Origin of the sequence: Vandammella animalimorsus, assembly GCF_002285265.1 — a bacterium.
GTDB lineage: Bacteria > Pseudomonadota > Gammaproteobacteria > Burkholderiales > Burkholderiaceae_C > Lampropedia.
Genome location: NZ_NSJB01000001.1, coordinates 13,837 through 35,945 on the forward strand (window position 1 = coordinate 13,837; position 22,109 = coordinate 35,945).

General features: G+C 68.0%; 23 protein-coding genes. 6 read left to right on the top strand and 17 right to left on the bottom strand.

What is annotated here, in order from left to right; translation table 11 throughout:
* Window positions 1-27: 27 nt before the first annotated feature.
* From CK625_RS00060 to CK625_RS00105, 11 genes are all read right to left on the bottom strand, one after another.
* On the bottom strand, window positions 28-1,380 hold the full coding sequence (locus CK625_RS00060; RefSeq protein ID WP_095538262.1) for a dihydrolipoamide acetyltransferase family protein: 1,353 nt from the start codon (window positions 1,378-1,380) through the stop codon (window positions 28-30).
* Window positions 1,381-1,384: 4 nt separating this feature from the next.
* On the bottom strand, window positions 1,385-2,398 hold the full coding sequence (locus CK625_RS00065; RefSeq protein WP_172425032.1) for an alpha-ketoacid dehydrogenase subunit beta: 1,014 nt from the start codon (window positions 2,396-2,398) through the stop codon (window positions 1,385-1,387).
* 2 nt (window positions 2,399-2,400) lie between these two features.
* Window positions 2,401-3,660 carry a thiamine pyrophosphate-dependent enzyme gene (locus tag CK625_RS00070; RefSeq protein ID WP_095538263.1) on the bottom strand — a complete coding sequence of 420 codons (1,260 nt, stop codon included), beginning with the start codon at window positions 3,658-3,660 and terminating at the stop codon, window positions 2,401-2,403.
* Between the two features lie 429 nt (window positions 3,661-4,089).
* A complete protein-coding gene (locus CK625_RS00075) occupies window positions 4,090-5,163 on the bottom strand; it encodes a FecR family protein (protein ID WP_238945422.1) in 1,074 nt (357 codons plus the stop codon).
* A complete protein-coding gene (locus CK625_RS00080) occupies window positions 5,160-5,729 on the bottom strand; it encodes an RNA polymerase sigma factor (RefSeq protein WP_095538264.1) in 570 nt (189 codons plus the stop codon). The genes CK625_RS00075 and CK625_RS00080 overlap by 4 nt, the downstream gene beginning before the upstream one ends.
* 259 nt (window positions 5,730-5,988) lie before the next feature.
* Window positions 5,989-8,562, bottom strand: coding sequence for a TonB-dependent siderophore receptor (locus CK625_RS00085; protein WP_095538265.1), 2,574 nt, complete (start codon window positions 8,560-8,562; stop codon window positions 5,989-5,991).
* Window positions 8,563-8,752: 190 nt separating this feature from the next.
* Window positions 8,753-10,348, bottom strand: a complete 1,596-nt coding sequence (locus CK625_RS00090; RefSeq protein WP_095538266.1) for a Na/Pi cotransporter family protein — start codon at window positions 10,346-10,348, stop codon at window positions 8,753-8,755.
* Window positions 10,349-10,372: 24 nt separating this feature from the next.
* On the bottom strand, window positions 10,373-10,516 hold the full coding sequence (locus tag CK625_RS13810; protein ID WP_172424868.1) for a hypothetical protein: 144 nt from the start codon (window positions 10,514-10,516) through the stop codon (window positions 10,373-10,375).
* Window positions 10,517-10,567: 51 nt separating this feature from the next.
* Window positions 10,568-11,992: a threonine synthase gene (gene thrC, locus CK625_RS00095; protein WP_095538267.1), complete on the bottom strand. Its 1,425-nt coding sequence runs from the start codon at window positions 11,990-11,992 to the stop codon at window positions 10,568-10,570.
* Window positions 11,989-12,426, bottom strand: coding sequence for a type II toxin-antitoxin system VapC family toxin (locus tag CK625_RS00100; protein ID WP_095538268.1), 438 nt, complete (start codon window positions 12,424-12,426; stop codon window positions 11,989-11,991). The genes thrC and CK625_RS00100 overlap by 4 nt, the downstream gene beginning before the upstream one ends.
* The gene (locus CK625_RS00105) at window positions 12,419-12,697 is read right to left on the bottom strand and encodes a type II toxin-antitoxin system prevent-host-death family antitoxin (protein WP_095538269.1); all 279 of its coding nucleotides are present in this window, start codon (window positions 12,695-12,697) and stop codon (window positions 12,419-12,421) included. The genes CK625_RS00100 and CK625_RS00105 overlap by 8 nt, the downstream gene beginning before the upstream one ends.
* A gap of 280 nt (window positions 12,698-12,977) precedes the next feature.
* Between CK625_RS00105 and CK625_RS00110 the strand changes: the two genes are divergently transcribed.
* From CK625_RS00110 to CK625_RS13815, 3 genes are all read left to right on the top strand, one after another.
* Window positions 12,978-14,858: a cation:proton antiporter gene (locus CK625_RS00110; RefSeq protein ID WP_095538973.1), complete on the top strand. Its 1,881-nt coding sequence runs from the start codon at window positions 12,978-12,980 to the stop codon at window positions 14,856-14,858.
* Window positions 14,859-14,978: 120 nt separating this feature from the next.
* On the top strand, window positions 14,979-16,130 hold the full coding sequence (locus CK625_RS00115) for an ABC transporter ATP-binding protein (RefSeq protein ID WP_238945423.1): 1,152 nt from the start codon (window positions 14,979-14,981) through the stop codon (window positions 16,128-16,130).
* Window positions 16,127-17,575, top strand: coding sequence for a hypothetical protein (locus CK625_RS13815; RefSeq protein ID WP_095538270.1), 1,449 nt, complete (start codon window positions 16,127-16,129; stop codon window positions 17,573-17,575). Before CK625_RS00115 ends, CK625_RS13815 begins: the two co-directional genes overlap by 4 nt.
* A gap of 24 nt (window positions 17,576-17,599) precedes the next feature.
* Here the strand turns inward: CK625_RS13815 and CK625_RS00125 are convergent, their stop codons facing one another.
* The 5 genes from CK625_RS00125 to CK625_RS00145 are packed head-to-tail and all read right to left on the bottom strand — an operon-like array spanning window position 17,600 to window position 19,744.
* Window positions 17,600-18,244, bottom strand: coding sequence for an alpha-ketoglutarate-dependent dioxygenase AlkB family protein (locus CK625_RS00125; protein ID WP_095538271.1), 645 nt, complete (start codon window positions 18,242-18,244; stop codon window positions 17,600-17,602).
* Window positions 18,245-18,256: 12 nt separating this feature from the next.
* Window positions 18,257-18,976 (bottom strand): SDR family oxidoreductase, encoded by a 720-nt coding sequence (locus tag CK625_RS00130; RefSeq protein WP_095538272.1) that lies wholly within the window; start codon window positions 18,974-18,976, stop codon window positions 18,257-18,259.
* A complete protein-coding gene (locus tag CK625_RS00135; protein WP_095538273.1) occupies window positions 18,973-19,305 on the bottom strand; it encodes a DUF2834 domain-containing protein in 333 nt (110 codons plus the stop codon). The genes CK625_RS00130 and CK625_RS00135 overlap by 4 nt, the downstream gene beginning before the upstream one ends.
* Window positions 19,302-19,496: a hypothetical protein gene (locus CK625_RS00140; RefSeq protein WP_095538274.1), complete on the bottom strand. Its 195-nt coding sequence runs from the start codon at window positions 19,494-19,496 to the stop codon at window positions 19,302-19,304. Before CK625_RS00140 ends, CK625_RS00135 begins: the two co-directional genes overlap by 4 nt.
* A complete protein-coding gene (locus CK625_RS00145) occupies window positions 19,493-19,744 on the bottom strand; it encodes a hypothetical protein (protein WP_095538275.1) in 252 nt (83 codons plus the stop codon). Before CK625_RS00145 ends, CK625_RS00140 begins: the two co-directional genes overlap by 4 nt.
* A gap of 292 nt (window positions 19,745-20,036) precedes the next feature.
* On the opposite strand from CK625_RS00145, the gene CK625_RS00150 reads away from it, so the two are divergent.
* Complete coding sequence (locus tag CK625_RS00150; RefSeq protein ID WP_095538276.1) at window positions 20,037-20,414, top strand: MliC family protein; 378 nt, start codon at window positions 20,037-20,039, stop codon at window positions 20,412-20,414.
* Window positions 20,415-20,603: 189 nt separating this feature from the next.
* On the opposite strand, the gene CK625_RS00155 is transcribed toward CK625_RS00150, so the two are convergent.
* Window positions 20,604-21,131: an alpha/beta fold hydrolase gene (locus CK625_RS00155; RefSeq protein WP_238945424.1), complete on the bottom strand. Its 528-nt coding sequence runs from the start codon at window positions 21,129-21,131 to the stop codon at window positions 20,604-20,606.
* A 167-nt stretch (window positions 21,132-21,298) separates the two neighbouring features.
* Between CK625_RS00155 and CK625_RS00160 the strand changes: the two genes are divergently transcribed.
* Together CK625_RS00160 and CK625_RS13460 are read left to right on the top strand one after the other, a co-directional pair.
* Window positions 21,299-21,691, top strand: coding sequence for a hypothetical protein (locus CK625_RS00160; RefSeq protein ID WP_095538277.1), 393 nt, complete (start codon window positions 21,299-21,301; stop codon window positions 21,689-21,691).
* On the top strand, window positions 21,688-21,960 hold the full coding sequence (locus tag CK625_RS13460; RefSeq protein ID WP_143326119.1) for a hypothetical protein: 273 nt from the start codon (window positions 21,688-21,690) through the stop codon (window positions 21,958-21,960). Before CK625_RS00160 ends, CK625_RS13460 begins: the two co-directional genes overlap by 4 nt.
* The last annotated feature ends 149 nt before the right edge of the window (window positions 21,961-22,109 follow it).

Genomic DNA, 22,109 nt, shown 5'->3' on the forward strand with positions numbered 1-22,109 from the left:
GGGCCAGGCCCGCCCGCCCGTGGTGGGTCAGTCGATGAACAGCTGCGCCGGGGTTTCCAGCAGGGCGCGGATGGCCTGGATGAAGCGCGCCGCGTCCATGCCGTCCACCACGCGGTGGTCGAACGAGGAGGACAGGTTCATGGTCTTGCGGATCACGATCTGGCCGCCCAGCACCACGGGCTTTTCCACCAGGCGGTTGACGCCGACGATGCCCACCTCGGGGTGGTTGATCACCGGGGTGCTGACGATGCCGCCCAGCGCGCCCAGGCTGGTGAGGGTGATGGTCGAGCCGCTGAGCTCATCGCGCGTGGCCTTGCCCGCACGGGCCGCTTCGGCCAGGCGCGCCACTTCGGCGGCATTGCCCCACAAGTCGCGCGATTCGGCATGGCGCAGCACAGGCACGACCAGGCCGCCATCGGTCTGCGCGGCAATGCCCAGGTGCACGCCGTCGTAGCGGGTGACGATGCCGGCATCGTCGTCAAAGCGCGCATTGATTTGCGGGAAGTCGCGCAGCGCAACCACCATGGCGCGGGCGATGAAGGGGATCATGGTGAGCTTGCCGCGCTCTTTGCCGTACTGGGCGTTGAGCTTGCCGCGCAGGGCTTCCAGCTCGGTGACGTCCACCTCCTCCACATAGGTGAAGTGCGGGATGCGGCGCTTGGACTCCTGCATCTTCTCGGCGATCTTGCGGCGCAGGCCGATGACGGGCACCTGCTGCACGCCGGTGCGCATGGCGTAGCCGCTGCCGGCATGGCTGGCCGGGCCGCCCTGGCCGCTGGCGCGCTGCATGTAGGCGTCCAGATCCTCGTGCAGGATGCGCCCGTGCGGGCCGCTGCCGGGCACGAACTGCAGCTCGATGCCCAGATCCCAGGCGCGGCGGCGCACCGCAGGCGAGGCCAGCGGCGCTTCGCCAAAGTTGCGCGCCGCAGGGGCTGCCTGGGCAACCGGGGCGGCAGAGGCGGGGCTGCCCGTGCGCGGCGCGCTGGCCGGGGCCTTGGCGGCGGGGGCCGGGGTCGCTGCTGGCTGGGCCGCTGGGGTTGCAGGGGCCGCTGCCGGCGCGGGGGGCGTGGCAGCGGGGGCTGTGGCTGGCGTGGCCGCAGCGGGCGTGGCGGCCTCGTCGGCGCTGACATTGCCTTCGCCTTCGACCTCCAGGCGGATCAACTCCGAGCCCACGGCCATCATTTCGCCCAGCTTGCCGCCCAGGGCCAGCACTTTGCCAGCCACAGGCGAGGGGATTTCAACGGCGGCCTTGTCGGTCATGACGTCGGCCAGGTTCTGGTCCTCGCGCACCGTGTCGCCGACCTGCACATGCCAGGCCACCAGCTCGACCTCTGCGATGCCCTCGCCGATGTCCGGCATCTTGATGATGTGAATACCCATTGCTTTATGCCTCCATCACTTTCTTCAGGGCCTGGGCGACACGCTCGGGCCCGGGGAAGTACGACCATTCCTGTGCGTGCGGGTAGGGGATGTCCCAGCCGGCCACGCGCTCGATGGGCGCTTCCAGGTGGTAGAAGCAGTGCTCTTGCACCAGCGACAGCAGCTCAGCGCCAAAGCCAGCGGTGCGCGTGGCCTCGTGCACGACGACGCAGCGGCCGGTTTTTTGCACGGACTGCACGATGGTGGGCAGATCCAGCGGCCAGAGGCTGCGCAGGTCGATGATTTCGGCATCGATGCCCGACTCCTGCGCCGCGGCCTCGGCCACGAACACCATGGTGCCGTAGGCGATCACCGTCACGGCCTTGCCTGGGCGCACGATCTTGGCCGAATCCAGCGCCACGGTGTAATGCCCGTCGGGCACCTCGCCCAGCTCATGCTTGGACCAGGGCACGACCGGGCGGTCATGGTGGCCGTCGAACGGGCCGTTGTACAGGCGCTTGGGCTCCAGGAACACGACCGGGTCGTTGTTCTCGATGGCTGCGATCAGCAGGCCCTTGGCGTCATACGGGTTGCTGGGCATCACGGTGCGGATGCCGCAGGTGTGCGTGAACAGCGCCTCGGGGCTTTGGCTGTGCGTCTGCCCGCCGTAGATGCCGCCGCCGCAGGGCATGCGGATGACCATCGGCGCGGAGAAATCGCCCGCCGAGCGGTAGCGCAGCCGCGCCGCCTCGCTCATGATCTGGTCCAGCGCCGGATAGACGTAATCGGCAAACTGCACCTCCACCACCGGGCGCAGGCCGTAGGCGGCCATGCCCACGCCGGCGCCGACGATGCCGCTTTCGGTGATCGGCGCATCGAACACGCGGTTCTTGCCGTACTTGGCCTGCAGGCCCTCGGTGCAGCGGAACACGCCGCCAAAGTAGCCCACGTCCTCGCCATAGACCACCACGTTGTCGTCGCGCTCGAGCATCACGTCCATGGCCGAGCGCAGCGCCTGAATCATTGTCATCTTGGCCATGTTCACACCCCCAGCTGCTGGCGTTGCGCGATCAGATGCGGCGGCATCTGCTCGTACACGTCGTCAAACATATCGGCGGCGCTGCGCTGCGGGCCGCTGATGAGCGTGCCGTAGCCCTCGGCCTCCTTCTGCGCGGCCAGCACCTCGGCCTCGACCTCGGCCTGCACGGCCTCGTGCTCGGCCTCGCTCCAGGCGCCCAGGCCCATCAGGTGCCTGGACAGGCGCACGATCGGATCGCCCAGCGGGAAGCGCTGCCAATCATCGGCCGGGCGGTATTTGCTCGGGTCGTCCGAGGTCGAGTGCGGCCCGGCGCGGTAGCTGACCCACTCGATCAGCGTCGGCCCGTGGTTGCCGCGCGCGCGCTCGGCGGCCCAGCGCGAGGCGGCCAGCACGGCCAGGAAGTCGTTGCCATCCACGCGCAGCGAGGCAATGCCCATGCCCGTGCCGCGCGCGGCAAAGGTGGCCGTGGAGCCCCCGGCAATGGCCTGGAAGGTGGAGATCGCCCACTGGTTGTTCACCACGTTCATGATGACTGGCGCGTTGTAGACCTGCGCGAACACCAGCGCGGTGTAGAAGTCCGCCTCGGCCGTGGCGCCGTCGCCAATCCAGGCCGTGGCAATGCGCGAGTCGTGCTTGATGGCCGAGGCCATCGCCCAGCCCACAGCCTGCACGTACTGCGTGCCCAGGTTGCCGGAGATGGAGAAAAAGCCGTACTCCTTGGCCGAATACATCACCGGCAGCTGGCGGCCCTTTACCGGGTCGGCCGTGTTGGAGTAGATCTGATTCATCATCTGCACCATCGGCATGCCGCGCGTGAGCAGGATGTTTTGCTGGCGGTAGGAGGTAAAGCACATGTCGTCCTGGTTGAGCGACATGGCCTGGCCCACGCCAATGGCCTCCTCGCCCAGGCTTTGCATGTAGAAGGAGGTTTTCTTCTGCCGCTGCGAGATCACCATGCGCGCGTCAAAGGCGCGCGTGAGCATCATCAGCCGCAGGCCGCGGCGCAGCTCCTCGACGCTGGCCTTCGGATCCCACGGGCCTTGCGCCTGATGGTTCTCGTCGAGCACCCGGATCAGGCCATTCTTCAGCGCGATGGTCTCCTCATACGCGCAGTCGATGGCCGGGCGCGGCACTTCGCCGGCCTTGGAGAGTTTGAGGAAGGAAAAATCGGTCTTCTGCCCCGGCCGCGCCGATGGCTCCGGGACTTGCAGGCGCAGCCTGCCTTTGCCGGGCCCCTGCGCCGGGGCCTTGGATTTGCGCATGGTTGGTGTCTCCCAGTGGATTGTGTCCACCATTGGTTGCAGGGCCACCCCTGGCAATGCAAGCCCCGCCGGGCGGGGGCCTGGCGGGGCTTGGATGCGGGGGCAAAAGCCCAGGAAAAATCGGCTTGTGCAGCGCGAGTGTGTCGCCCTGCAAAGCCACGGCCTGCATGGGGTGGATAACGCCCCATCAGGCCGGGCGATATCGTAGCAAGGCCATGGGGCTTTGCCTCGTGGTGCAAACCCTCAGATCCCGGGCCGGCGCGAGCGGGGGGATTTTTGGCCTGATTCGTGTGCGTCAGGTTTTGTCTCTGGCGATTTTTGGGTGGCGGTTTTTGGGGATGGCGGTTTTTGGGGGGCGGTTTGGGATGGCGGAGGCGGTGCGCGGCCGCTGCCTTGGCCTTTCTTTGCGGGCCAAAGCGCGGCAATGCGTCAACGCGGCGCAATCAGCCAGCTGCCGTCGCCCTGGCGCTGCACGCGCAGGGGCAGCGTGCGCGGCAGGCTGGCCAGAAAAGCGCCCGGATCGCGGATGGGAAAGCTGCCCGTCAGCCGCAGCGCTTGCAGGCGCTGGGCGTTGCCCGCCAGGCGCAGGCCGGGGCGCAGGTAGCCATTCCAGCGCGCCACCACTTCCGGCAGCGGCGTGGCGTGGAACACCAGCCAGCCACCGTCCATACCGCCTTGCCATGCGCCCACGTCGGCGGCATCGATGGGCTGGGGCTGGCCGCTGTGGCCTGCGCCAAGGCGCAATTGCTGGCCCGCGCCCAGCTCCGCCAGCGGCGCGCTTGGTTCGACCTGGGCGGCCGGGGCATCGGCCTGCGCCCACACGGCCACGCGCCCTTGGGCCACAGCCACGTGCATGTGCGCCTGGCGCACGGCCACGCTAAAGCGCGTGCCCAGCACCCGCACCCGACCCTGGGCGGTGAACACCGTCAGCGGGCTGTCTGCATCCGGGGCCACTTGCAGGTGAATTTCGCCGTGCTCCAGGTGCAGCTCGCGGCGCTGGCGGTACAGGGCCACGCGCACGCGCGTTTGCGCATCCAGCGCCAGCTCGGTGCCATCGGGCAGCCTCAGGCGCTGGATTTCACCCTGGCCGGTGGCCAGCGCCTGCGCAAAAGTCGGCCGCAGCCACAGCCAGCGCCCGGCTGCGCCCAGCCCCAGCGTCAGCGCCGCCACGCCCATCAGGCCCAGCACGGCGCGGCGCGGCGCGCCCTGGCGCTCGCGGGCGCTGGGCGGCAGGCTCAGGCTGTCGCGCAGGGCGCTGCCGTCCGTGGCCTGCCAGATTTGGCGCGCCGCCTGGCAGGCGGCGGCAAAGGCCGGCTCGCGCGCGCTGCGCGCTTGCAGCTCGGCCTGGGCCGCCTGCGCCTGCTGTGCATCGCCGCCGTGGCTGCGCGCCAGCAGCAACAGCGCTTCGCTGACCAGGGCATCGTTGCTCGGGGCCTCATCCATCAAAGCCTCATCCGGCAAGCTGTCATGCGCCACGGCGGCATGGGGCGGCGGCATCTTCATGGCTGGGCCGTGGCGGCAGGGGCGGTGGCGATAGGGGCGGTGGCGGCGGTGGCAGTGGTGGAACCCGCCTTGGGCGCAGCAGCGGCAGCGGCCAGCAGCGCGCGCGGGGCCAAATCCAGCGTGGCGCGCACCACGTGCTTTTCAATGCCGGCCACGCTCACGCCCATGTGGGCTGCGGCCTCGGCATGGCTGAAGCCATGCACCCGCACCAGGATGAAGGCCGTGCGCCGCCGCAGCGGCATCAGCGCCAGCCGCGCGCTCAGACGTTCGAGCTGCTGGCTGGCCGCGCAGCAGCGCTCGGCGCTGGGGGCGGCGTCCTGCTCGCACAGCAGCGCCAGGTTGTGCAGCGCCTGGGCCTCGGCCCGGCGGCGGCGCGCCTCGTCGATCACCAAATGTCGGCCGATGCGAAACAGCAGCGCGCGCAAATCCAGCACCGCATCCAGCCTCGGCCCCAACGCCCAGGCGCGGGCGTGGCTCTCTTGCACCAGATCGCGCGCGGCCTCGCGGTCGCCCGTGGCGCGGGTGAAGTGGCCCAGCAATTCGTCGTAATGGCGGGTGAAAGACATGCGCGTGCAAAGCAAAAAGGCAAGCCAAGAAGGGTTGGGCGGCCCAGGCTGCAAAAAGCACGCGCGATGCGTGCAATCTAAATAGGAAGGGTTTGCATTCTATTAATTTTCTGTTGCCGCCCTCCCAAAGAGAGATTGCGATTTTCCCGAAGAGCCTATCTCCACAAAGGAAATTGCCCTCCATGCCTGCAAAGAGCGCCAGGCATGAAGGGCAAGTGCGCCCAGGCCAAGGGCGCGTGGGCGGATTTTTGTGGCGCGCTCAGAAGCGGTAATCCACCGTCAGCATCACGCTGCGCGGCGCGCCGTATTGCAGGCGGTCGAAGGCCGAAACGTTGGACAGGTAGCGCTTGTCCAGCACGTTGTTCACGGCCAGGCGCGCGCTCAGTTGCGGTGTGAACTGGTAGCGCGCGTTCAGGTTGAGCAGCGCGTAGGCGTTCTGGCGCAGTTGCTCGGGCGCACCAGTGACCGGGTTTTCCGTGTTTGTGTATGTGCGGCCTTGCCAGTTCAGGCCGCCGCCCAGCGTGAGCTTGTTCCACGCGCCAGGCAGGCGGTACTGGGTATAGAGCTTGAACAGGCGGCTGGGGTGCTGGGGGCGCACACGCGTGCCATCGGCTTCCTTGGTACTCAATTGCGTCCAGCCCAGGCTCAGGTCCCAGCCGGGGGCCAGGCGGCCCGCCAGCTCCAGCTCGTATCCGCGCGTTTTCACGTTGTTGGCGGCGCGGTAGGCCTGTTCGTCCACCGTGCCGGGCACGATCAGATTGCCGTCTGGCACCGCCAGCTTGTCCTGCGTGGTCTGGAACACGGCCAGGCTGCCGGTGAGCTGGCCGTCCAGCCATTCGGCCTTCAGGCCCGCTTCCAGGTTTCGGCCCTGGAGCGAGGGCAGTGGCTGGCCGTAGCGGTCGCGATCTTCCTGCGGCTTGAAGATGCGCGTGGCGCTGGCATAGGCCGAGTAGCTGCCGCCCAGGTCGTACACCGCGCCGATGTAGGGCGTGAACACGTGTTTGTCGTGCGTCTGGAACGCGTAATGCCAGATGGCCCCGGCGCCGCCGGTGCGCTTGAGGTCGGTCACGCGCGTGCCCACGATGAGCTTGAGCGGCTCGGCCACGTGCAGACGGGCGGCCACGTAGGCGGCGCGCTGCGTGCTGCGCACATCGCCCATCAGCTCAGGTTCGGCCAGCAGGGGCGGCTCGGGCACCGTGCCGTCAAAGGCCCAGGCGTTGGGCAGCGCGTACTCACCCTCATGGGTTTTTTCAGCCCACCAGCGCTGGCGCGCCCAGCTCAGGCCGGCCATCAGCTCGTGGCGGCGGCCCCAGGCATTGAGAGCGCCGTTCAGGCGTAAGCCCAGGTCCTTCTGATTGCGCTCGCTTTGCTGATAGCTGTTGTAAAACTCCACGCCGCCGCCGCTGTGGCGGTCTGGCGTGCCCTCAGGCCAGCTCAGTTTGAGGTCAGCATTGTTGTCGGCGTGCTGGGCGTCCAGCTTCAATGTCCAGTCATCGTTGAAGCGGTGCTCCAGCTTGGCGAACAGGGTTTTTTGCGTGCTGGCCCAACCGCCCCAATTGGCCGCGAGGCTGTAGCCGCGCGGCCAATCGGTGATGCGGCGGCCCTCGCTGTCCCAAAGCAACAGGCCGCTCCAAGGTGCGCCGCGCGGCTTGAAGTTTTGCCAATCGCCGCCCAGGGTCAGGCGGGTGCCAGGGCTCAGGTCGGCCTCTACCGTGCCGTAAAAGAGCTGGCTGTCGATGTGCTCGCGGTCTTGGAAGGTGTCGCGGCTGGTGGCCTGGGCCACCACGCGGGCGCGCACGCTGCGGCTGGCGTTGAGCGGGGCGGACACATCCGCCATGCCGCTGCGGTGCTGCCACGAACCCAGTTCGCCCTGCACCTGGCCGGTGAACACGTCCGATTCGGCGCGCTTGCGCACCATGTTGATGCTGGCCGAAGGCTCGCCCGCGCCGGTCAGCAGGCCGGTGGCGCCGCGCACCACTTCCACCCGGTCGTACATGGCCAGGTTGTTGCGGGTTTCGCCCGCGTCCCATTGCCGGGGCCAGTTGAGCGACACGCCGTCGATCTGGTAGTTGTTGATTTCAAAGCCGCGCGCGCTCATGCGGTCGCCGCGCACGTCGTTTGGCATGGTGTGAACACCAGGCGTGGCCATCACGGCATCGCTCAAGGTGCCCAGGCCCTGGGCCTCGATGCGCTCGCGCGTGATGACGCTGACCGACTGCGGCGTCTCGCGCGGCGACAGCGCCAGGCCGGTGGCGCTGGCCATGGCGCGGGTGGTGAAGGAGCGCGTGCCTTCGGTGGTGCCGCTCAAGTCGGGCGCGGCGCTGACGGTGACGGCGGGCAGGGTTTGGGCCTCGCCTCGCGTGGCGGCAGCGGCGGGTTGGGCCGGTGTGGCGGCTGGGGCGCGGCGCACCACCCAGCCGCCCGCGACGGCTTCGGCCTGCAAGCCGCTGCCGGCCAGCAGTTGCCGCAGCGCCTGGGCGGTGGTGAGCTGGCCGGCCACGGCGGGGGCTTGCTTGCCCGCCATCAGGGCGTGGTCGGCCGAGATGGCCTGGCCAGTCTGCCGCGCCAGCGCGTTCAGGGCCTGGGCCAGATCCTGCGCGGGCAGGGCAATGGCGTGTACGCGCTGGGCCTGCGGGGCGGCTGCGTTGGGTTGGGCTTGCGCCTGTGCTGGCGCAGCCGCAGCCGCCGTCAGCGCCAGCCAGGCGCAGGCCCAGGCCACGGCGGTGCAGGCCCAGGCCGGTTGCCTGCGCGGCAGGGCGGCGGGCGAAGGGCTTGCTTTGGAGGCGGGTTCAAGGGCGGATGCGAGCGGGAAGGGCGAGGCGGTGGAAGGCATGCTGTCTTGTCCTTTCAATCGGTTGGGCCAGTGTGGGCCGGGGTTTGCGGCCAGCGGTACAACCGTGAAGACGAAACAGCCGTGCAGAACCGGACAGTTTTTTTGCTGATTTTTTTGCCGGGCCTGTGCGGTGCGGGCGGCAGGGGCCGGGCACAGGCCCCTGCTCAAGCGGCCGCGCCAAAAACCTCATTCATCCCCCATACAGCGCACGGGCCTCGCCCAAGGTATTGGCAATGCGCGTCATGTGCTTGGTCACGCGCTCCAGCCAGCGCTGCGCGGTCAGCTGCTCCAGCGCGGCGGCGGCGCTGACGCGGTAATTGGCTGCGCCCTCGACCACGGCGCGGCGCGCTGCGCCCTGCTGCTCATTGACCCAGGCGCTGATCTGGCGCAGCTCTTCGGTCACGTCTTCGCGCAGGGCCAGGGCGTCGTCGGCCAGCCATTGGGCGCTGCGTTCGAGCACCGGCGCCAGGCGCTGGGCCAGCTCGGCCAGGGCAGGGCGCTCGCGCAGCACCTCGGCGTGTTCGATGCTCTCCAGATCGTCGCGCAGCACGCGGGTCTGGTCCATCAGCAGCAGCAGGTGGATCAGGCGCTGCTGGTCGCTGCTCGATTGCGGCACGGGCAGCGTGGCCAGGTAGGCATCGACGGCGATGAGCAGCTTGTCCAGCGGCATGCCGCTTTTGCTGGGCGTCAGCGGCTGGCCTTGCAGGCGGTGCGCCAGCAGGGTGCAGCTGTCGGCCAGGCCCAGGCAGAGGGTTTTTTCCGCCGCCGCAATGGCCAGCGCAGGCACCGATTGCAGGGAGTTGTCCAGATAGCGCAGCGCTGGCGGGGCCGACTCTTTGACCAAGCGGCTGGCCATGCCCGCCAGCAGCGAGGTTTGCGGCAAGAACACCAGCGCGCCCAGCACACTGAAGGCGGTGTGAAAGGCCGCCAGCGCCATGGCGGTGTTGACGCCGCCTGTGGCGGGCGCCCAGGTCTGCATGGCGTACAAAAACAGCGGTTGCAGCGCCAGCAGGGCCAGCACGGCCGAGCACAGGTTGAACAGCAAATGCACCAGCGCGGTGCGCTTGGCGCTGGCGCTGCCGCCGGTGGCCGCCAGCAGCGCGGTGGCGGTGGTGCCGATGTTCTGGCCGATGACCAGCGAGGTGGCCTGGGCAAAGTCGATGGCGCCGCTGGAGAGCGCCGCCAGCGTGGTGGCCAGCGCCGCGCTGGAGGCCTGCAGCAAAATCGTCATGACGATGCCAATGGCCACCAGCACCAGGCGCGTGCGCCAGCTGGAGTCGGAAAACGGCGTGAAATCCACGCGCTGGGCCATGTCGGCCATGGCCTGCTGCAAGAAGTCGATGCCCACGAAGATCAGCCCGAAGCCGGCCATGGTCAGCCCCACCAGGGCCATGCGGTGCTTGCCCAGCAGCTTCATGATCGCGCCCACGCCCAGCAACGGCATGGCCAGGCTGGAGATGGAGAACTTCATGCCCAGCAGCGCCACGATCCAGCCCGTGCTGGTGGAGCCGATGTTGGCGCCGATGATGACGCCGATGGCGTTCTGAAAGCTCAGCAGGCCCGCACTGACGAAGCCGATGGTGGCCATGGTCGTGGCGGTGGAGGACTGCACGGCGGCCGTGGCCCCCATGCCCGCGAGCATGGCCTTGAAGGGCCGGCCCGTCAGCCGCGCCAGGCCGGTGCGCAGCGATTCACCGGCCATGGCCTTGAGGCTGTCGGACATCAACACCATGCCCAGCAGGAACAGGCCAATGCCGCCTGCGAGCAGACTGAGGGTGGCGAACATGCAGCGTTGGAGGGCGGTGCGGCTTCAGCGCCCCCCGCGCAGAAACCAGAACAGCATGACGACGCTGACAATGGCGATGAGGCCCTTGACGATGATTTCGGCCGACAGGTAGGTGAACAGGCCCTGCCAGAAGCGGGCCCAGGCGGATTGGGGTGGTTGGTCGGGCATGGTGCATCCTCCTCATTGAAACTTTGCGCCCTGGCAATCGCACCAGGTGCGTTACGCGCAGTGCCGGGCAATCAGCGCCTTGACCTGCGCTGCATCGGCGGGCAGCACCTGTACGCGGCGCGGCAGGTCTTCGATGCCTTCCAGGCCCGCGGGGCGCTCGGGCTCGCGGCCCAGGGCTTCGCGGATGGTGGCGGCGAATTTGATGGGCAGGGCCGTCTCCAGCACGATCATGGGCGCGCCGGGGCGCTGGTGCTGGCGGGCGACTTTCACGCCATCGGCGGTGTGGGTGTCGATCATCACGCCGTGCTGCTCGTACACGTCGCGGATGGTCGCCAAGCGGTCGGCATGGGTGCTTTTGCCGCTGGCCCAGGCTTGCCCATGATCGCGCCAGGCTTGCAGCTCGGCGGGCAGGCTGAACTCGCCATCGCGCGCCAGCGCGTCGGCAAACAGGGCTTGAACGCGCGCGCCGTCGCGGCCCAGCACATCGGCCACGAAACGCTCGAAATTGCTGGCCTTGCTGATGTCCATGCTGGGGCTGCTGGTCTCGAACGTGTCGGCGCTGCTGCGCACGCGGTAGCGACCGGTGCGGAAGAATTCGTCGAGCACGTCGTTCTCGTTGGTGGCGACGACGAGCTGGCCGATGGGCAGGCCCATCATGCGCGCCACGTGGCCGGCGCAAACGTTGCCGAAGTTGCCGCTGGGCACGGTGAAATCGACTGGTTCATCATCCGATTGGGTAGCCTGGAAGTAGCCCGCGAAGTAGTAAACCACCTGCGCCAGCAGCCGCGCCCAGTTGATGGAGTTGACGGTGCCGATCTGGTGCTGGCGCTTGAAGGTCAGGTCGCCACTGACGGCTTTGACGATGTCCTGGCAGTCGTCGAACACGCCCTCGATAGCGATGTTGTGGATGTTGTCGTCTTGCAGGCTGAACATTTGCGCCTGCTGAAAGGCGCTCATGCGCCCGTGCGGGCTGAGCATGAAGACGCGGATGCCCTGCTTGCCGCGCATGGCGTATTCGGCGGCGCTGCCGGTGTCGCCGCTGGTGGCGCCCAGGATGTTGAGCTGCTGGCCGCGCCGCTTCAGCTCGTACTCGAACAGGTGGCCCAGCAGTTGCATGGCCATGTCCTTGAAGGCCAGCGTGGGGCCGTTGGAGAGGGCCTCCAGATAAAAGCCGTTGCTCAACTTCTTCAGCGGCGTGATTGCGGCCGTGCCGAAAACCTGCTGTGTGTAGGTCTTGTCGCAAATGGCGCGCAGATCGGCGGCGGGGATGTCGTCGATGTAGAGGCTGAGGATCTCAAACGCCAGCGCGGCATAGCCTTGCTGCCGCCACACGCCGCGCAGGCGTGCCAGCTCGGCGCTCGTCAATTGCGGGTAACGCTCGGGCAGGTACAGGCCGCCATCGGGCGCGAGCCCTTCGAGCAGGATGTCGCAGAACTGGCGGGGGGTGGCGTCGCCACGGGTGGAGAGGTAGTTCATGGTTTCCAGGGATTGATCAGCGCAATGCCGGTATCGGTGAAATGGCGGGTGTTGCGGGTCACGAGGGTCAGGCCATGCGCCATGGCGGTGGCTGCAATGACGATGTCCAGCGCATCCTGCATGCGGCCCATGGCGCGCAGCGAGGCCTTGAGCTCCCCAAAGCATTTCCAGGTGTTGTCGTCGGTGCTCATGATGCGGCCCGAGAATTGCTGCGCCAGCAAATTGGCCCAGGCGTAGAGCTGATTGCGCTTGGCGCCTGTGGGCAGGCAGGCGATGCCGTAGTGAATTTCCCCCAGCGATGCGGAAGAGAGAACGCACTGGTCAGCGTGTGGCATCAGCCATTGGCGCAGCCCTTCATTGGGGTGCGGCTTGCTCAGCTCCGAAATGGCGCAGGTGTCCAGCAGCCAGCGTGCCTGCAGGGGGGGCTCATTCATCATCGGCAAACAGCGGCGGGCGGCCCGCACTGCGCTGGCGTGGCATGTCAGGCAGACCACCTTCCACTTTGGGCATACGCAACAAGAACTTCAGAAAATCGCCTGCCTGCGAACCCGTTGATGTAGGCGTTGCATCAGCGCCGGCCACGGCCACCACGCGCACCACGGGCTTGCCGCGCTGCGTGACGGTTTGCGGGCCTTCGCGCAAGGCGCGCTCGATCACTTCGCCAAAGCGGCTTTGGGCTTCTTGCACTGGCCAGGTGGTGCTCATGATGGGCGCTCCTTGCGGTTGAAGGAGGGCCTGCACGCGGCGCAGCGCACACTGCGGCTGTCGGATCGGTGCAGACCTTCCTGGACGGGATGGGGCAAATTCTAGAGCGTGTTATGCACTTTGCGCGGGGGGCAAAGTGCATAACACGCTCTAGATGGAATCGGCATGCAGACCATGTGCTGCGCAGGCAATGGAATCTGGCATGCTGCCGCTGCGCGAAGGCCGACTGGCCGCGTTGGTTTTGACCTGACCCTCTGCTGGCTTGCCCGATGATTGCCCCATGACCCAGATCCTGCTCTACGCCTTCATGTATCTGTTTGCCGCCGTGGCCGCGGTGCTGGTTTCCAAGCGCTTTGGCATGGGCTCGGTGCTGGGCTATCTGGTGGCGGGCATTGCCATCGGCCCGGTGCTGGGGCTGGTGGGCAAGGAGCTGCAAAGCATCCAGCAGGTGGCCGAGTTCGGCGTGGTGATGATGCTGTTTCTGGTCGGGCTGGAGCTGGCGCCGCACAAGCTCTGGGCCTTGCGCAGCAAGCTGCTGGGCCTGGGCGGCTTGCAGGTGGGGCTGACGGCGGCGCTGATTGCCGCCGTGGCGGTGCTCTTGGGGCAGAGCTGGCAGATCGGCGTGGCCGCCGGCTGCATTCTGGCGCTGTCGTCCACCGCGATCGTGCTGCAAACCCTGGGCGAAAAGGGGCTGCTGTCCAGCCAGGGCGGGCAGGCCAGCTTCATGGTGCTGCTGTTTCAGGACGTGGCCGCGATTCCGATGCTGGCGCTGCTGCCGCTGCTGGGCGCGGCCGGCGCCGCGGCCCAGGCCGAGGGGGTCGATCACTCCATCAACCTGCTGGCCGGCGAGCCGGTCTGGCTGCAGGCGCTGGCCACGGCGCTGGTGCTGCTGGCCATCGTGCTGGGGGTGCGCCGCATCGTGCCGCCGGCCTTGCGCCACATTGGCCGCACCGGGCTGCGCGAGATGTTCACCATCTTCACGCTGATGCTGGTGGTGGGCATTGCCGAGCTGATGTCGGTCATTGGCCTCTCGCCCGCGCTGGGCACCTTCATCGCCGGGGTGGCGCTGGCCGAGAGCGCCTACCGGCATGAGCTGCAAAGCCATCTGGAGCCGTTCAAGGGCCTGCTGCTGGGGCTGTTTTTCATCACCGTGGGCGCGGGCATCAACTTCCGGCTGCTGGGCGCGGAGCTGTGGCTGATCGTGGGCCTGACGCTGGGCCTGCTGCTGCTGAAGATGCTGGTGCTGTACGTGCTGGGCCGGGCCTTCCGCCTGCCCCGGGCGGCCAATACGCTGTTCGTGTTCAGCCTGGCGCAGGCCGGCGAGTTCGGCTTCGTGCTGCTGTCCATCAGCACGCAAAGCCATTTGCTGCCGCCGCTGATTGGCGACCGCCTGCTGCTGGTAATCGCGCTGTCGATGGTGGCCACGCCGCTGCTGTTTTTGCTCTACGACTGGGTGGCCGCGCGCGGCGCGCAGCCCGAGGGCGCGCAGGAGCGCCCGCACGACGAGATCGGCGCAGGCAAGCCCATCATCCTGCTCGGCCACGGCCGCTTTGGGGTGCAGGTCAACAGCATGCTGGCCGCCTGCGGCTTTCACTCGACGGTGATCGACTACCACGCCGAGACCGTCGAGGGCCTGACCCGCTTTGGCCTGAAGACCTACTACGGCGATGCCAACCGCCCCGAGCTCTTGGCCTCGGCCGGGCTGCACGAGGCCAAGCTCTTGATCGTGGCCATTGACGACCAGAGCCGCGCGCTGGAGATCATCCAGTTCGTGCGGCGCCACTACCCCAAGCTGCCCATCATCGCCCGCGCCTACGACCAGAGCAATGGCTACGAGCTGCACCGCGCCGGGGCCGATCACGTCATCCGCGAAACCTTCGACGCCGCCATGCGCAGCGCGCGGCTGGCGCTGGAATCCTTGGGCATCGCCCCGGCCAAGGCGCGCGAGCTGGCCGAGCTCTACACCGAGCGCAGCGAGCACCGGCTGCAGGTGCTGGCCGAAATGCACGACCCCCAGCTGCCGGCCTATGCCAATGAGGCGCTGACGGCGCGGCTGCGCGAGATGGAGGCGCAAACCGCGCTGCTGATGCAGCAGGCGCTGCGCGCCAGCGAGCCTGAAGCCGAGCCGCGCAGCGAACCAGCAACCGGCGACCTGAGCTGAGCAAAGCTGAGCGGCGGCGCTGGCACAATGCCCCGCTGTCGTACGTCCGGCTTTTGTTGGCGGCAGGTGGGCGGGGGAGCCGCCAACCACGGGCCAGGCCATGAGGAGGAGCAAAAGGCCATGGCCTTGATCGAGATCGACCAACTGGTATTCGAATACCCTGGGCATCGCGCGCTCGATGGCGTCAGCCTGCGCCTGGAGCGCGGCAGCGTCACGGCGCTGGTGGGGCCCAACGGGGCGGGCAAGTCCACCTTGCTGCGCTGCATGGCCGGGCTGGAGACGCCGCTGTCCGGGCAGATCCGCATCGATGGCATTTCGGTGATCGATGCGCCGCGCCAGGTGCATCGCAAGCTGGGCTATCTCTCGGACTTCTTCGGCCTGTACGAAGGCTTGCGCGTGCGGCAATGCCTGGCCTATGCCGCGCTGGCCGTGGGGGTGGCGCGGCAGCAGCTGCCCGGGCGCGTGGCGCAGGTGGCGCAGGCCATGGACTTGACGGCGCTGCTGCAGCGCCGCCCGGGCGAGCTCTCGCGCGGGCAGCGCCAGCGCCTGGCCATTGGCCAGGCCATCATCCACAGCCCGCAGGTGCTGTTGCTCGACGAGCCGGCCAGCGGCCTGGACCCGCAGGCGCGCAGCAGCTTGGCGGCGCTGTTTCGCCAGCTGCAGGCGCAGGGCATGACGCTGCTGGTCTCCAGCCACATCCTCAGCGAGCTGGACGAATACAGCACCCACATCCTCAGCATCCGCCAGGGGCGCATCGTCAGCCATGAGGATTTGCGCGCCAGCCCGCACTGGCCCCAGCCTGCCGGGCCAGATGCGCCAGCGGCAGCAGATGCGCCGCAGCGCCAGCAGCGGGATCCGCACCTGTATCCGCATTTGCTGGAACTGGCCTGCGCCCCTGATGAGGAGCAGGCGCTGCAGGCCCGCCTCGAAGCCGCCTGGGCCCAGCTGCCGCACAGCCAGGGCCTGCCGCCGCCAGCGCGCCACGCATCGGCATCGCCGCCATCGGTCCTGCCGCCCTCGCCGGCAGGGCAGGCCCACTGGGTACCCAATGGCGCAGAGCCTGCGGTCAGCCTGCAATGGCAGCTCTGGCTGCCCGCTGCAGCGACCGCGCGCGCCCAGCTCGTGCAGCAGCTGGTGGCCGCAGGCCTGCCGGTGGCCGGGCTGTGGCCGCTGCGCCTGCGCTTGCAGGAGCGCTATGCGCGCAGCTTGCAAACCGAGCCGCCCAGCCCGTGGCCGACCGAGCAACCCCCACACGCAGGAGAGCGCCCATGATGCTTGGCAACCCTGAATTCCAACGTCAGCTCTGGCTGCGCTGGGGCCCCTGGCATGGGCTGTGGCTGCTGCTGTTCGTGGCCCTGGCGGCGTTGGTGGTGGCCGTGCTGTCCGCCCCCGGCGAGCGCCTGCGCAACGTGCTGTACGTGGCCTTGCTCACCATGTGCCTGGCGCCGGTGTTCCCCGGGGCCAGCACGGCGGGCAGAAGCTTGCAGGAAGAGCTGGTGCAAAACACCTGGGATTGGCAGCGCCTGAGCGCGCTGGGCCCCTGGCAAATGGCCTGGGGCAAGCTGCTGGGCAGCACGCTGCCGATGTGGCTGCTGGCGCTGGTGTGCGCCGCGCTGGCGCAGGCGCTGGCCTGGCTTTGGCACTTGCGCCTGGCCAGCCTGCCGCCTGAGGGTGAGGACTGGGCGCCGCTGCTGGCCGAGCCGATACAGGCCCATGCCCACCTGGCCGAGCTGGTCTGGCTGGCGCCCAAGCTGGCCCTGCTGGCGCTGTTGTGGGGCCTGGCGCTGCAGGCCTTTGCCATGGCCAGCGCGCCGATGAAGATCGACGCCGAACGCCAGCGCCGCAATCAGCCCGGCATGCGCGTGGCCGTGCTGGTCATGCTGGCCTGGATGCTGTTCTCGACCTTGCAGCAAGAGCAAATACTGGATTTCGGCCTCAAACGCTGGTGGGGCCAGTCGCTGGGCTTTTTCGAGCTGGGCTGGCTGTTTGGCCTGGCCGCGCTGGGCCTGAACCTGCTGGCCCTGTGGCGCACCATGGGCATGCGCCTGGATGTGCCGGCGCTGCCCTGGGCCATGCCGCTGGGCTGCATGGCGGCCGCGGCCATGCTGGCTGGCCTGTGGCCGCACGCGCCGGGTGCCCGGCATTGGCTGGTCGTGACGGCATACCTGGCTCTGGGCTGCAGCCTGCTGACCTGCCTGAGCCAGCGCGAAACGGCCTTTGCGCAATGGCGGCGCGTGCAGGTCTGCTGGGGCCAGCAGCGCTGGCTGGCCGGCTGGCAGGCCATGCCCTTGTGGCCGGTGAGCTGGTGCCTGGCCGCCGCCGCAACGCTGGCCCTGCTGCTGTGGCCGGCTGCCGGCGCGGGCGACGGCACATTCCAGCGCGCGCTGCCCTTGCTGCTGCTGGCGCTGCTGCGCGATGCCGGCTTCGTCCTGCTGTGGGCCTTGCAGCCCATCGGGCTGCGCCGCCTGGGCCCGGCGCTGAGCCTTGGCTGGGTGGCGCTGGGCATCATGCTGCCCCTGATGCTGCTGAGCACGGGGAACTTCCCGCTGGCGCTGGCCGTGCAACCCTGGCTGGCGCCATTCATGCCGCCGCTGCGGCTCGATGCGCTGCACTGGCTGGTGCTGGCCCTGCAGCTGGGCGGCATGGCGCTGCTGGTCTGGCGCGCCTGGCGCCAGCGCGTGGCGCAGTTGGAAATGGCCGGGCCGCAGCCGCGCTGAAGCCAGAGCCGCTGGCCCGGCGGCTCAACTGCTGGGCGACAAGCTGCGAAAGGTTCGGAAGGTCAGGTTCACGCGCGGCGCATGCACCCGCGCGGACTTCATCAGCGCGTGCTGCCAGTGCGTTTGCGTGGCGCCGCGCATCACGATCAGCTGGCCGTGCTGCAGCAGCAGCGCGCGCTTCTCGCCGCTGCGCCGGTGGCGCAAGGCGAACTTGCGCGTCGCCCCGAGGCTGAGCGAGGCAATCACCGTCTGCGGCCCCAGCTCGGCTTCGTCATCGCTGTGCCAGGCCATGCCTTGCGTGCCGTCGGTGTAGAGGTTGAGCAGGCAGGAGTTGAAGCGCGTGGGGCTGATCGGGGCAATCGCCGCCTCCACCCGCGCCTTGATGGCCAGCAGCGCATCCGTCCACGGCAGCGCGGTGCGGGTCGCGCCGGAGTAGCGGTAGTCGAACGCCGCATCGCCATACCAGGCCACTTGCCGCGCGGTGACGATGCGCCTGCCGTAAATCACCGCCTCGTCATGCCGCCAGGGGATTTCATCGAGCAGATAGCGCAAGAGGCCATCGGCCTCATCCGGCGCAAACACCGCGCCGTAATCGTTGACGATGCCATCGAAGGGCAGCAGGTTGGCTGCCGGATCGGGCGCGCTGGCAAACAGGTCAGGGGTGTTCATGCGGCGCCCGCGCTACAAGCCCTTGCGCATGATGCGCTGCGCCAGCGCGGGCGAGAGGCGCTGGATCAGCGCCAGCAGGCGGGTTTTGCCGCCCAGCACCTCATGGCGGCCGGCCGCGAAAGCGCGCCAGAACTCGGCGGCCAATGCATCGGGGCTGATCTTGCCCTTGCCGCGGCCTTGGGTCATGGCGGTATCGACCAAGGGCGGCAACAGCTCGAACACTTGCACCGGCGTGCCTTCCAGCTGCCAGCGCAGGGTTTGCGAAAAGCTGTGCAACGCAGCCTTGCTGGCGCAATAGATGCTGGCCGCCTCCTTGGGCACCAGCGCCAGACCCGAGGAGACATTGACGATGGCTGCCTGCCGCTGGCGCAGCAGCACGGGCAGAAACGCATGGGTCAGCAGCACCGGCGCGGCCAGATTGGTTTCCAGCTCGTGGCGGATGTCGGACTGGTCTTGCTCAAGCAGAGGACGGTTGATCTGGATGCCGGCGTTGTTGACCAGGATGGAAATATCGCCATGCGCCTGCAACAGCCGGGCGCGGTCGGCGGGCTGTGTGATGTCGGCCACTTCCGTTTGTGCGCCGGGCAAGGCGCGCGCCGCTTCGGCCAGGGCATCGGCGCGGCGGCCTACCAGCACCACCGAGTTGCCCGCGGCATGGAAGCGCTTGGCCAGCGCCAGCCCGATGCCGCTGGCGCCGCCAGTGATCAGCACTTTGTGGCCGGATGTGTTCATGGGTTTGCTCCTTGCGATGAAGCGTGGTCAAGATGCCGCTGGCGCAGCCACAGAAACAGCGGCAGCGCCAGTGACACGCCAACCGCCAGCCCCAGCAAGGCCAGCGGCCCGTGTCGCAGGCCGAGGCGGCGGCTTTCGGCCAGCACAAAGGCGATCAGCGCCAAGGCTGATACCAGCACATCGGCCCAGGCAAAGGCCGACAGCCGGTCGGCCTGAATTTGCTGCCACATCAGCGGCAGGTGCAGGCCGTGCTCGGCCAGCCAAGGGATGAACTGCGCCAGCGGCAAGGCGGTGCCGATCAGGCAGGCCAGGGCGTAAAAGGTTTTCATGCTTGCTCCTTCATCAACAGCGTCATGCTGGCCAGCGCACCAGCGCGCTCATCGGCAAAGGCCAGCCAGCACAGGCCGTGGCCGGTGGCGGCCAGCAACACCTGGCCCCAGGGGCGTGGCGGCGAACTGGTGGCGGATCTCAAGGCCAGCGCCGCCCGTCTTGTGCCCGTCTTGTATTCGCCCGGCGTCATGCCCTCGATGGTGACGAACGAATCATGCAGGCGGCCAGCACCGCCTTGGCATGGGCCAGGCTGAGGCGCTGCAACATCTTATTCGGGCTGAGATGCACGTGGGCGGCGCGCGCTTCCAGCGATGGCTGCTCGCGGGCGTGGTCGTAGAGATATTCGATGGCGGCCGCGACGCGGGCCAAGGCGGGGGAGGGAAAAGACTGCATGGGGCGCGAGCGAGGAAGGCGGATGATGCGGCGGATGCCCTGCATGGCAGGCCGCACGCATGGCAACTCAAACACCGTCGTCCCTCCAGCGAAGGTGAGAGTCCGGCACAACCGTCGCAATTGGATGTGAAGGCATACAATGCCGCGCTGGTTTCAAGGGAGCTTTTGAAAACCTACTGCGCGAACATCTGGTGGCCGCCGGCGCTGCTCGGAATGCTCATGCTTTGCTGGATACGCGGCGCTTTCTGCGCTGCGGCGACCACCATCGGCCATCGGCTCGCACCGAGTCTTCGAAGACGGTGACTCAGAGGCTCCAAGCACATATCGAGGATTTCTTATGCACACACTGAAATGGATGGCGCCGTTGCTGGCGGCCTTGCTGGCAAGCGCCTGTGTCAGCCTGGACGGCGTCAGCAGCCCGGGCGCGGGCGCGTACCAGCTCGATGGCCATTACCGCGCCTTCCATTGCGACAACGGTTACCGGGTGAGCATCAAGTACAAGTCCGCAGAACAGATCAGCATCAACTTCAGCACGGGCAAGGACATTTTCGTCGCCATCGCCAACAGTGCGCCCTCGGCTTCCGGCGCGCAGTACGTCAATGATCTGGGCAATCTGCGCTGGCAGGAGCGCGGCGACATGGCGCATTTCACCTATCCCGCCAGCGATTGGCGCAGCAGCGGCCGCCTGCTGGAGACCACTTGCCGCGTCAAATGAGCCAAGGCAAGTCGAGCTGAGCCGGGGGCCGCAGCGGGCGTCCGCGCGGGCCTGCCAGCGTGTTCCGATGGCCGGGCCTGCAAGGCAGGCCGGGTGGCAGTCAACAGGCCGTGACGAAGGCTTGCAGCGCCGCCCAGACCAGTGCCGGCTGCCCGGCGATGGCCTCGTGCGCGGCAAAGGGCACTGGCATCAGATGCGCCTGGGGCAGCACAGTCTTGAGCGCGGCCCAGTCGGACAGCGAGAGCAGAAAATCGTCCTCGCCGCGCAGGCTGAGCAGTGGGGCGCGGATCTGCGCGCCAGATAGGCGGCCACTTGTGCCGGCATGCGCTTGCGCGCAAAGGCTTCGTCCAGCGCCTCGTACAGCGGGCGGATGGCGGCCAGTTGGCGGCTGTGCCAGTGCGCGCCGATGGTGCTCAGGCGCGCAACCCTATCCGGGTGGCGCGCGGCCAGCCGGCAGGCGGCGATGCCGCCATCGCTGAAGCCGATCACGGCGCAGCGCGCCACGCCCAGCGTTTGCAGCACATGGCGGGCATCACCAGCCAGTTGCGCATAACTCAAGGGCGCATCGCCCAGGGTGAAGCGGCCATGGCTGCGGCTGTCGAGGGCGATGACGTGAAAGTCCTGCTGCAAGCGCGGCAGCAGCGGCGCGAAATCATCCTCAGACCCCAGGCCGCCGTGCAGCAGCAAAACGGCCGGGACATCGCTGCGGCCGCTCACAGCCACATGCAGGGCCGCTCATAGGCGGAGGATTCGTGGCTGAGCCGAAAACAGGGCCATCTTGGGTGAAAGGTTTGCGTGTCGTGAAAATGCGCTGGATGATGCTCCCCTTCACCTGCCAACAACCGCCATGCTGTTCGATAAGAGGCCATATGAATGTGACATCTATGCCATTCTCCGACGCTGAGCTGTACTGCCAGCTTTACGTATCCGGCGCGTCTGATCCGGATACGCTGGCTGCCGCCCTGGGAGAGATTGCGCAGGGTCACGTCACCCAAGGCGCTGCGTTGGTGCAAGCCCCGTTGCTGGACATGTCCGTGCATGCCGAGTCGCGGCACCTGCCTCTGAGCGATACGCAGGATGACTTCACCTTGTGGCGGCACTTCGTGGAGGTGGACGCTGCTGACGACGAGATCACTTTCCAGGCCTTTTTGGCCGCGCTCGCGCGATTGGTGGCCGCCTTGCGCGCGCGCGGGCTGCGCGTGGTGGCAGCCTGTGATTTTGAAGCGCAGCTGGAAGCGGCCGTTCAGGCGATCCTGGCGGATGAAGGGCGTCCATGAACCACGGCGCTGACCTGTACTGCAAGCTGTTCGTGTCGGGCGCTGCGGATGACGAAGCCCTGAGCGCAGCGGTGAATGCGGCGCTGCGTGAAGACGCCGGACGGGCAGCGGCGGGCGCTGATGCTGTGCCGATGCTGGACATCGCCCGTCATCTATCTGTCGCATCCCGGATGATGCGCCCCTTCACCTGCCAACAAGCGCCATGCCGTTTGACGACGCCCCCCCGCCCCCCGCATCGCAAGCCCCGCGGACTTGGCACGCCACGCTGATCGAGGCCACGCGCAGCGGCGTGCGGCCCGAGCAGGGCGTGTTCACCCAAGCCATGCCCCCGCTGGCGGCCAGCGCACGCGCGCTGGGAATTTTGAGGCGCGCGAAAGCCTTTTTGTTGGCCCATCCGGTAAGGCTGTGAAAATTGAGA

What these genes read in the sequence shown, in the direction of transcription:
- CK625_RS00070 (WP_095538263.1), bottom strand. Translation starts at nt 3,660, where the DNA reads ATGCGCAAATCCAAGGCCCCGGCGCAGGGGCCCGGCAAAGGCAGGCTG.
- CK625_RS00145 (WP_095538275.1), bottom strand. Translation starts at nt 19,744, where the DNA reads ATGCAGGGCATCCGCCGCATCATCCGCCTTCCTCGCTCGCGCCCCATG.
- CK625_RS00140 (WP_095538274.1), bottom strand. Translation starts at nt 19,496, where the DNA reads ATGACGCCGGGCGAATACAAGACGGGCACAAGACGGGCGGCGCTGGCC.
- CK625_RS13815 (WP_095538270.1), top strand. Translation starts at nt 16,127, where the DNA reads ATGATGCTTGGCAACCCTGAATTCCAACGTCAGCTCTGGCTGCGCTGG.
- CK625_RS00105 (WP_095538269.1), bottom strand. Translation starts at nt 12,697, where the DNA reads ATGAGCACCACCTGGCCAGTGCAAGAAGCCCAAAGCCGCTTTGGCGAA.
- CK625_RS00090 (WP_095538266.1), bottom strand. Translation starts at nt 10,348, where the DNA reads ATGTTCGCCACCCTCAGTCTGCTCGCAGGCGGCATTGGCCTGTTCCTG.
- CK625_RS00085 (WP_095538265.1), bottom strand. Translation starts at nt 8,562, where the DNA reads ATGCCTTCCACCGCCTCGCCCTTCCCGCTCGCATCCGCCCTTGAACCC.
- CK625_RS00080 (WP_095538264.1), bottom strand. Translation starts at nt 5,729, where the DNA reads ATGTCTTTCACCCGCCATTACGACGAATTGCTGGGCCACTTCACCCGC.
- CK625_RS00135 (WP_095538273.1), bottom strand. Translation starts at nt 19,305, where the DNA reads ATGAAAACCTTTTACGCCCTGGCCTGCCTGATCGGCACCGCCTTGCCG.
- CK625_RS00125 (WP_095538271.1), bottom strand. Translation starts at nt 18,244, where the DNA reads ATGAACACCCCTGACCTGTTTGCCAGCGCGCCCGATCCGGCAGCCAAC.
- thrC (WP_095538267.1), bottom strand. Translation starts at nt 11,992, where the DNA reads ATGAACTACCTCTCCACCCGTGGCGACGCCACCCCCCGCCAGTTCTGC.
- CK625_RS00115 (WP_238945423.1), top strand. Translation starts at nt 14,979, where the DNA reads ATGGCCTTGATCGAGATCGACCAACTGGTATTCGAATACCCTGGGCAT.
- CK625_RS13810 (WP_172424868.1), bottom strand. Translation starts at nt 10,516, where the DNA reads ATGCCCGACCAACCACCCCAATCCGCCTGGGCCCGCTTCTGGCAGGGC.
- CK625_RS00160 (WP_095538277.1), top strand. Translation starts at nt 21,299, where the DNA reads ATGCCATTCTCCGACGCTGAGCTGTACTGCCAGCTTTACGTATCCGGC.
- CK625_RS00110 (WP_095538973.1), top strand. Translation starts at nt 12,978, where the DNA reads ATGACCCAGATCCTGCTCTACGCCTTCATGTATCTGTTTGCCGCCGTG.
- CK625_RS00130 (WP_095538272.1), bottom strand. Translation starts at nt 18,976, where the DNA reads ATGAACACATCCGGCCACAAAGTGCTGATCACTGGCGGCGCCAGCGGC.
- CK625_RS00150 (WP_095538276.1), top strand. Translation starts at nt 20,037, where the DNA reads ATGCACACACTGAAATGGATGGCGCCGTTGCTGGCGGCCTTGCTGGCA.
- CK625_RS00065 (WP_172425032.1), bottom strand. Translation starts at nt 2,398, where the DNA reads ATGGCCAAGATGACAATGATTCAGGCGCTGCGCTCGGCCATGGACGTG.
- CK625_RS13460 (WP_143326119.1), top strand. Translation starts at nt 21,688, where the DNA reads ATGAACCACGGCGCTGACCTGTACTGCAAGCTGTTCGTGTCGGGCGCT.
- CK625_RS00060 (WP_095538262.1), bottom strand. Translation starts at nt 1,380, where the DNA reads ATGGGTATTCACATCATCAAGATGCCGGACATCGGCGAGGGCATCGCA.
- CK625_RS00075 (WP_238945422.1), bottom strand. Translation starts at nt 5,163, where the DNA reads ATGAAGATGCCGCCGCCCCATGCCGCCGTGGCGCATGACAGCTTGCCG.
- CK625_RS00100 (WP_095538268.1), bottom strand. Translation starts at nt 12,426, where the DNA reads ATGAATGAGCCCCCCCTGCAGGCACGCTGGCTGCTGGACACCTGCGCC.